Origin of the sequence: Sphingomonas sp., from assembly GCF_964263785.1 — a bacterium.
Classification (GTDB): domain Bacteria; phylum Pseudomonadota; class Alphaproteobacteria; order Sphingomonadales; family Sphingomonadaceae; genus Sphingomonas.
Genome location: NZ_CAXVWL010000021.1, coordinates 1 through 8,031, shown reverse-complemented (window position 1 = coordinate 8,031; position 8,031 = coordinate 1). Strand labels below are relative to the sequence as shown.

Genomic DNA, 8,031 nt, shown 5'->3' with positions numbered 1-8,031 from the left:
AGCATCTCGGCGGTCAGGCGCTCGTCGAACAGCGTGTCGACCAGCAGCGCCTCCTCGCCGTCCACGACGAGCCCGGCGTTCGAATAGCCCCATGTTCCCGACGGCTGGAGATAGGCGAACTGCCCGTTTCCGAACTCATGCCAACCACGGTTGAACGATCGTCCGATCATCATTCTCTCCACGCTTGCTTGTGACAAGCACTTAGCGGATACTATACAAATGTCCAAGGCATAATGGGAGTAGTGAATGGCGCACCACATTGACGTGGCGGTGATCGGGGCAGCCGGTCCGACCGGACGAGCGGTCATGGACGCGCTTTCCGCCGCGGGCGCAACGACACGGGCTTTGGTACATCGCAGCCCGAGCGACGGTAGCCGCGACCATCGCGTGGTCGAACTCGCCGACCGCGATAGCTTGTCGGCGGGTATGGAGGGCGTCCGCACCGTCCACTACATCCCGCCTACCTACGACGCCGCGGAGGAGAGCTACGGCGCGAACGTGATCGCTGCCGCCCAGCGCGCGGGCGCACAACGGCTGGTCTATCACTCGGTGCTGCACGCGCCGACTCCGGCGATGCCCCACCACTGGCGCAAGGCGAAAGTCGAGATGCTGTTGCGCGATTCTCCCTTCGCCTGGACGATCTTGCAGCCGGCCATGTACGTCCAGACCGCGCTCGCCTTCCTCAGCCCCGATCACACGGCGCTGATACCCGGCTTCGATGTCGGCAGTCAGTTTTCTCCCATCGACCTGACCGACCTGGCCGAGGCCACGGCCCGCATCCTCACCGAGCCGGGACACGATCATGCAACCTATGAGCTGGCCGGGTCGGAGCGATTGTCGTTCAAGGACATGGCCGGCGTCATCGCGAGCGTGACGGGGCGGCCGATCACCGCTCGCGCGCTCGATCCCGAACTGGTTCTCAAGCAGGCCGAGCACCGCGGGTTCGCCGGGACGGCCCTCGACGAGCTCCGGCTGATGATGGCGCATTACGATCGCCATGGCCTGGTCGGCAACGGACGGATACTGACGATGATCTTGGGCCGGGAGCCGACGCCGTTCGCTCAGGCGGTCGAACGCTCGTTGCGAACGCCGGCCAGCCGATGAGGCTGGAGGTCGGCAATTGCACCAGTGAGCATGTCGGGAACCGATGTGAGACGTCGTCCGTCTGGCATTCGACCGAGCGAGGGAGTGGTGGTTGACGCAGTCGCGCCGAAACAAGGCATTTCACACCCTGCTCGTCCGGCGGGCGCGGCCATGAAGGTGATCGCCCTGGAGGAGCATTTCGTCACGGACGAAGTCATGCGCCTCGGCAAGTCCGTCGATCCGCGTTGGCGCGACGACAGCGCAGGCTTCATGCAGCCCGGTTCGGACATGATGACCCGCATCCGCGATCTCGGCGACGAGCGGATCCGCCTGATGGATGACAGCGGCGTCGATGTGCAGGTGTTGTCGCTCACCGCACCGGGCGTCCAGAACCTCGACGCGGCCGACGCACGCGGTGCGGCGTCGCGCGTCAACGACCTGATCGCGTCGACGGTGGCGGGGAGACCCGACCGCTTTCAAGGGTTCGCCACCCTGCCCACCCCCGATCCCGCCGCCGCGGCGCGCGAGCTGGAGCGCGCGGTCGAGCAGCTCGGCCTGGAGGGCGCGATGATCTTTGGGCGCACCAGGGATCGCAACGCGGACGCGCCCGAGTTCACGCCGATCTACGAGGCGGCGGCGGCCCTGCGCGTACCGCTGTACCTGCATCCGCAGATCCCCGACCGTCCGGTGCGCGACAGCTACTATTCCGGTCTGGGGAACGAACTCGACCTCAACCTCGCGATGGGTGGGGTCGGTTGGCACTATGACACGGGCCTGCAACTCCTCCGGCTCATTCTCTCGGGAACCTTTGACCGTTTCCCCGATCTCCAGATCATCGCCGGCCACTGGGGCGAGGTCGTGCTGTTCTATCTCGAAAGGATCGACATACTGTCATCCTCGGCGAAGAAACTGGATCGACCGGTTGCCGACTATCTCCGCTCCAACGTCTATGTCACGCCCAGCGGCATCTTCTCGCAACGGTATCTGCGGTGGGCCATCGATGTCATGGGCGTCGACCGCATCTTGTTCTCGACCGACTATCCGTACGTCTATCAACGCGAGAACTGGGCGCGGGCATTTCTCGACCAATCGTCGCTGAGCGCGGAGGACCGGAACAAGGTCGCGCACGGCAACTGGGACCATCTGCGCGAGCGGCGATCGTGAACGAAGTCGGCGGGGCTGCCGGACGTCCCTCGCGCAAGGCGCTCGCAGCGCCGGGTCGGCTGACGGCGGCGTGTCGCCGGAGGTGTCGCCCTATGGATGCTCGGGGACCGATGTGCCGCAAGTGACGGTTACCACCCATGCCGCCAGCCTGCGCGATCGATTGATCGTCGGCGGGATGAGGGCGGCGCTATGAATCCTGCCGGGCTTCGGCTCGGGACCGGAGGCGAGGCCCGGGTACGATCGCTACATGTTCGCCGTGCCCCCGCACGAGCATGTCCGCTACGAACCGGCCGTGGTCGGCGGCGTTGCCGGCTGGTGGTGCTGGCCGGAGGGCGCCGAGACGACGGCCGTTCTCCTGTACCTGCACGGCGGCGGCTATGTGCTCGGCACGGCGGCGGCGTACCGGCATTTCGTCGGCCATGTCGCGGCGGCGTCCGGGATGCCGGCGTTCGTGGCCGATTATGCGCTGGCGCCGGAGCGCTCGTTCCCGGCCGCGCTTGATGACGCCACCGCCGCCTACCGCGCCCTGGCCCGCGGCGGCCACGCGATCACGGTGGTCGGCGATCCGGCCGGCGGGGCGCTCTGTCTGGCGCTCGGGTCGGCGGTGCGGGCGGCTGCCGAAACGGGGGACCTGCGGCCGTCGCTCGGCTTGGCCGCGTTCTCGCCCTGGACCGACCTTGCGCTGACCGGCGACGGCCTGACCACCCGCGCCCGGCGCGACCCGCTCCTGACCCGCGACGTGCTGGCGGCCGCCGCGGCGGATTACCTGCACGGCCATGACGCCCGCGACTGGCGTGCGTCTCCCTTGTACGGGGAGTTCGACGGTCGCGTGCCGGTGCTGATCCATGTCGGCGCGGACGAGGTTCTCTTCGACGACAGCTTGCGGGTCGCCGAGCGGATAGCCGCCGCCGGCAGCACCGTCGATCTGCATGTCTGGCAGCGGATGACGCACGTCTTCCTGACCAACACGCGCCTGCGGGCCGCCGCGGCCGCGCTTCAAGTTTGTGGCGCGTTCCTGAGGCATATTCGACAGTGATAGGCGACGGGCATCGCCGGGTCTCGACTCGGCGATGCTCGGGTCATCCCACACTCCCGGGAACAACTCCGGCGGCGGCGACCGGCTCAACCGAACGGTTGAGCGAGGTCCTGCGCTCCAGTGCCAGCACCGCGAGCAGCGCCACGGCCGCAGGTACGGCCGCCGCCGCGAGCGCCTGCTGCGCGTGCGTCACGGAGGCCACCACCGCCGCTCCCGCGAGCGGCGCGAAGGTCGCGCCCAGGCGTCCGGCTCCGGTGGCGTAGCCCGACGCGGTTGCGCGGATCGCGCTCGGGTAGAACTGGTTGACGACCGCCGTCAGGCAGAATTGCGAACCTACCATCGCCGCGCCCGCCAGCGCCACGAGCGCGAAGAACGCGCTCCCGACGGCCGGCGTCGCCGCCAGCGCGATCGACGCCACGAGCGCGACCCCGTAGGCGACGCCGAGCAACCGCGTCGCGGAGGCCTTGCGTAGCAGCGACGCAAGCAGCACGCCGCCGACGATGCCGCTGAAGCTGAACGTCGATACGGCCATCAGCGCACGCCGCGCATCCTGACCGCTGCCGACGATGATCGACGGAAGCCAGTTGATGAAGAAATACACCATCGCGAGGCCGGCGAAGTTGACCAGCCAGAGCAGCAGCGTCGCGTGGGCGCGGTTCTCTTGGAACAAGGCGGCGACGCGCGACCGCGGCGGCGGCGCCTCGCGTAGCGCGAACACGGTCGGGGCGGCGATGAACGACCCGCCGAGTCGCCGGAGCAGGCGCGCGAGTTCGGCCGTGCGCCCTGGCCGGCGCGCGAGCAGTAGCGGCGATTCGGGGAGCAGGGCGACGCAAAGCAGCAGCACGGCCAGCGTTGCGATGCCACCGGCGAGAAAGGTGATCGGGTATCCATAGGTGGGGATTTTGCCACCCACCCAGGCGCTGCCGAGCGCGCCGCCAAGCGGATAGCCGCAGTTCACCAGCACGATCGCGATCACGCGCATGCGCGACGGCACGATCTCCATCGCCAGCGCGATCACGTTGGGCAGCGCCAGCCCCAATCCGATTCCCGCGACGAAGCGCATCGAGACCAGCGCCGCCATGTCGGGCATCCATGCGCCCGCCGCGGTCGCCAGTCCCGCGATCAGCATGCCCAGAATGACCCCGGGTCGCCGGCCCCAGAGATCGCCGAACGGCGACAGCAGGAAACTGCCGACCACCAGCCCGACCACCGACGCCGTCAGCAGCAGGCCCACGGCGCCTTTGGAGAGCCCCCACGCCTTCGCCACCAGCGGCGCGGCGAGCGCCATCACCTGGATGTCATACCCTTCGGCCATGCCCACCAGCACGCACAGCGCCAAGGCGAGCCACATGAAGCCCGATGGTCTCGCCGCTGCGAGGACGTCATCCACCCATACGGGATCGCCTTCGCCCTCGACCGCGCCAGCAGGTCGGTCTGCGACACTCACCGTCCATGCTCGGCGCGCAGCAGCGCCGCGCCCGCGACCATTGCGCGCAGCTTGGCGTCCGCCACCTCCCGGTCCAGATATTTCATCCCGCAATCGGGCGCCAGGATCACGTCCTCGACCGCGACATGGGGAAGGGCGCGGCGGACCCGCTCGGCGACGAGTTCGGGCGACTCCACCTCGTCGGTCGACAGGTCGATGCACCCGACCATGATCTTCTTGCCGCGCAATCCTTCCAGCACCGCGCAGTCCAGATGCGACTGCGCCGTCTCGATCGACACCTGCGCGCAGGAGCAGCCGGCGAGTTCGGGCAGAAACGAATAGCCGCTCGGCCGTTCGTGGATCACATGGGCGTAGCCGAAGCAGATATGAACCGCCGTCTCGCCCTCGACGCCATCCAGCGCGCGGGCGAGCGCGGCCAATCCGTATTCGCGTGCGGCGTCGGGCCGCGCCTGCATATACGGTTCGTCGATCTGGACGATGTCGCAGCCGGCGGCGAACAGGTCGCGGATTTCGTCGCGGACGGCCTCGGCATAGTCCATCGCGGCATCCGCGGGATGGCGGTAATAGTCGTTCTGCGCCTGCTGCGTCATCGTGAACGGCCCCGGCACGGTCATCTTGATGCGCCGGTCGGTGTGGCGGCGCAGGAAGCGCGCGCTCTCGACCTCGACGGGCTCGCGGCGCCGGATCGGGCCGATGATGCGGGGCACGGGATTGGGCTCCCCGGACCGGTCGAGCGCTACGCCCGGATGGTCGAGATCGACGCCGTCCAGCGCGTTGGCGAAGCGGTTGGAATAGCTCTCGCGCCGCATCTCGCCATCCGTGACGATGTCGAGACCGGCCGCCTCCTGAGCGCGGATGGCCAGAAGGGTCGCGTCGTCCTGCGCCCCGCTGAGATACGCCGGGTCGACTCGCCACAACTCTGTTGCCCGCACGCGCGGTGGGAACCGCCCGCCCAGTCGCTCGCGGTCGATCAGCCAGTCGGGCTGTGGGTAGCTCCCGACCAGAGTGGTAGGAAACAGCATGGTCCTCTCCTAGGTCGACGGAGGACGATGTAAGCTTCATTGTCGAAGAAGAGCAACTCCGTTTTCCCGTATTATGAACTTTTTGCATTGAAAAGGCTCGCGTCGGCGTCGTATGGAGACGCGAACGAGCGTAGGAGTTTCTGCGGTTGAAGCAGGCGAGGCCCAAGTGAGCGAGCGACAGGGATTCGTGATACTCGGCGCCGGCCAGGCAGCCGCACGAGCGGCCAAGGCGATGCGCTCGGCCGGTTTCGAGGGAGCCGTCACCATCATCGGCGCCGAGCCACATGCGCCCTACGAACGCCCGATGCTGTCGAAAGCGCTGCTGCTCGCGCCCGAGACTCCTGTACCCTTTGTCTTTCCGCCGCAGATCTATGCCGACCTCGACGTCGAGATCCGAACGGGTTGCGCCGCCGTGGCCATCGACCGGCGCGCCCGAACTGTGTCGCTCGCCGATGGCTCGACTGTCCCGTATGACAGGCTGATGATCGCGACCGGAGGTCGGTTGCGACGGCTGTCCATCCCGGACGTCCCATCGGACGCGATCCTCTATCTGCGCGACCTCGACGAGTGCCGCGTCCTTGAGGCGAAGCTGCGGGGAAAGCCGTCGCTCGTGGTGATCGGCGGAGGCTTCATCGGGCTGGAGGTGGCGGCGAGCGCCGCCATGCTGGGCTGCCGCGTGACGGTGATCGAGGCCGCGGACCGGCTGCTCCCTCGGCTGGGCTCGCCGGAGGCGAGCGCGGCGGTGCTGGCGCATCACCGCGCGCTCGGCATCGACATCCGCCTGAATGCCGGCGTCAGCCGCGGCGACGACGGCGTCCTGTTCCTGAACGACGGCTCGACGGTGGACGCGCAGGTGATCGTCGCCGGGATCGGCGTGGTGCCGGAGACGGCGCTGGCCGAAGATGCCGGTCTCGCGGTGGACGACGGCGTGCTGGTGGACGAGTTCGGCATGACCTCCGACCCGCTGATCTTCGCTGCGGGCGACGTCACCCGGCACTACCACCCGCTGCTCGACCGCCGCATCCGGCTAGAATCGTGGCAGAACGCCAACATGCAGGCGGAAGCTGCCGGGCGGTCGATGGCCGGGGTGCGGACTCCCTATCGGGAGATTCCGTGGCTCTGGTCCGATCAGGGCGACTTGAACCTCCAGATGGCGGGCGCCCCAGCCGCGGTTGACCGGACAGTGGTGCGCGGACGCCCGGACGGCGCGGAGGGTGCCTCGATCTTCCAGTTCGACGGGCAGCGGCTGGTCGGCGCCGTGACGCTCAACCGCGGCAAGGACATGACCATGATTCGTCGGCTGCTAAGCCAGAACGCGCTGGCGCTGCCGATCGATCAGTTGGCCGACGAAACGGTGCCGTTGCGCGGTTTCATGCCTGCCAGGGTGGCGGCCTAGCCCACTCCCACACACTCCATTGCACAAGGACCCGACCATGAGTTCGACCCGGATCGACATCGACCTGCCTTCGGGCGAGCGGATGCCAGCTTATCTCGCCCGCCCCGATGGTGAGGCAACGGGTATGGGCGTCGTGCTGCTGCAGGAAATATTCGGCATCAACGCCAACATGCGCGGCGTTGCGGATGATTACGCGACGCGCGGGATCGTGGCGATCGTGCCGGACCTGTTCTGGCGGCAGGAGCCGGGCGTCGAGCTCGATCCGTCGAACGCGGCCGATCGCGACCGCGCGACCGAGCTGATGAAGGGCCTGGACCAGCCCCAGGCGGTCGACGACTCGCTCGCCGCGGCGCAATACCTGCGCACAATAGAGGGCGGTCCGGCCAAGGTCGGCGCGGTCGGCTACTGCCTGGGCGGCAAGCTCGCCTTCCTGATGGCAACCTGTCCGGGTGTTGACGCGGCCGTATCTTACTACGGCGTCGCCATTCAGGCGTCGCTCGAAAAGGCTCACGAGCTGCAATCCCCGCTGCTGCTTCACATCGCGGGCGAGGACCATCTCTGCCCGCCCGAGGCGCAGGCCAGGATCAAGGAAACCTTTGCGCCGATCGCGGACGTGACGATCATGGACTATCCGGGCGTCGGCCATGCCTTCGCGCGGCGCGGCGGCCATGGCTATGACGCCGCCTCCGCCGAGCGGGCCGACAACGCTACAGCCGCATTCCTCCAGAAGCATCTGGGCAGCGCCGGATGACGCTGGACGAGGCCCGCCAAGCGGTCGTCGACGCGAGCCATATTCTGGCGGGCGAAGGCCTGCTGGATGCGTTCGGGCATGTCAGCGCACGCAGCCCCGACCGGCCGGACCGATTCCTGTTGTCACGGTCGC

Annotated in this window: 7 protein-coding genes; 5 read left to right on the top strand and 2 right to left on the bottom strand. The window is 68.1% G+C overall.

Translation table 11 applies throughout. The features are described from left to right. Positions 1-246: 246 nt before the first annotated feature. The 3 genes from ACE5C1_RS03135 to ACE5C1_RS03125 all read left to right on the top strand — a co-directional run bounded on the left by ACE5C1_RS03135 (position 247) and on the right by ACE5C1_RS03125 (position 3,283). Positions 247-1,104, top strand: coding sequence for an SDR family oxidoreductase (locus ACE5C1_RS03135; protein ID WP_374942607.1), 858 nt, complete (start codon positions 247-249; stop codon positions 1,102-1,104). 30 nt (positions 1,105-1,134) lie between these two features. Then, entirely contained in the window at positions 1,135-2,247 is a 1,113-nt protein-coding gene (locus ACE5C1_RS03130; RefSeq protein ID WP_374942606.1) for an amidohydrolase family protein, read from the top strand. 247 nt (positions 2,248-2,494) lie between these two features. Further along, positions 2,495-3,283 carry an alpha/beta hydrolase fold domain-containing protein gene (locus ACE5C1_RS03125; protein ID WP_374942605.1) on the top strand — a complete coding sequence of 263 codons (789 nt, stop codon included), beginning with the start codon at positions 2,495-2,497 and terminating at the stop codon, positions 3,281-3,283. 43 nt (positions 3,284-3,326) lie between these two features. On the opposite strand, the gene ACE5C1_RS03120 is transcribed toward ACE5C1_RS03125, so the two are convergent. Next, a complete protein-coding gene (locus tag ACE5C1_RS03120; protein ID WP_374942604.1) occupies positions 3,327-4,673 on the bottom strand; it encodes an MFS transporter in 1,347 nt (448 codons plus the stop codon). Between the two features lie 53 nt (positions 4,674-4,726). Further along, a complete protein-coding gene (locus ACE5C1_RS03115) occupies positions 4,727-5,752 on the bottom strand; it encodes a uroporphyrinogen decarboxylase family protein (RefSeq protein WP_374942603.1) in 1,026 nt (341 codons plus the stop codon). 166 nt (positions 5,753-5,918) lie between these two features. Between ACE5C1_RS03115 and ACE5C1_RS03110 the strand changes: the two genes are divergently transcribed. Both ACE5C1_RS03110 and ACE5C1_RS03105 read left to right on the top strand, forming a co-directional pair. Further along, positions 5,919-7,148, top strand: a complete 1,230-nt coding sequence (locus ACE5C1_RS03110) for an NAD(P)/FAD-dependent oxidoreductase (RefSeq protein ID WP_374942602.1) — start codon at positions 5,919-5,921, stop codon at positions 7,146-7,148. Between the two features lie 37 nt (positions 7,149-7,185). Beyond that, entirely contained in the window at positions 7,186-7,899 is a 714-nt protein-coding gene (locus ACE5C1_RS03105) for a dienelactone hydrolase family protein (protein WP_374942601.1), read from the top strand. Positions 7,900-8,031: the final 132 nt, after the last annotated feature.

Excerpts from the sequence above, each read along its gene's own strand:
- ACE5C1_RS03135 (WP_374942607.1), top strand. The coding sequence starts at position 247 with ATGGCGCACCACATTGACGTGGCGGTGATCGGGGCAGCCGGTCCGACC.
- ACE5C1_RS03130 (WP_374942606.1), top strand. The coding sequence starts at position 1,135 with ATGTCGGGAACCGATGTGAGACGTCGTCCGTCTGGCATTCGACCGAGC.
- ACE5C1_RS03125 (WP_374942605.1), top strand. The coding sequence starts at position 2,495 with ATGTTCGCCGTGCCCCCGCACGAGCATGTCCGCTACGAACCGGCCGTG.
- ACE5C1_RS03115 (WP_374942603.1), bottom strand. The coding sequence starts at position 5,752 with ATGCTGTTTCCTACCACTCTGGTCGGGAGCTACCCACAGCCCGACTGG.
- ACE5C1_RS03105 (WP_374942601.1), top strand. The coding sequence starts at position 7,186 with ATGAGTTCGACCCGGATCGACATCGACCTGCCTTCGGGCGAGCGGATG.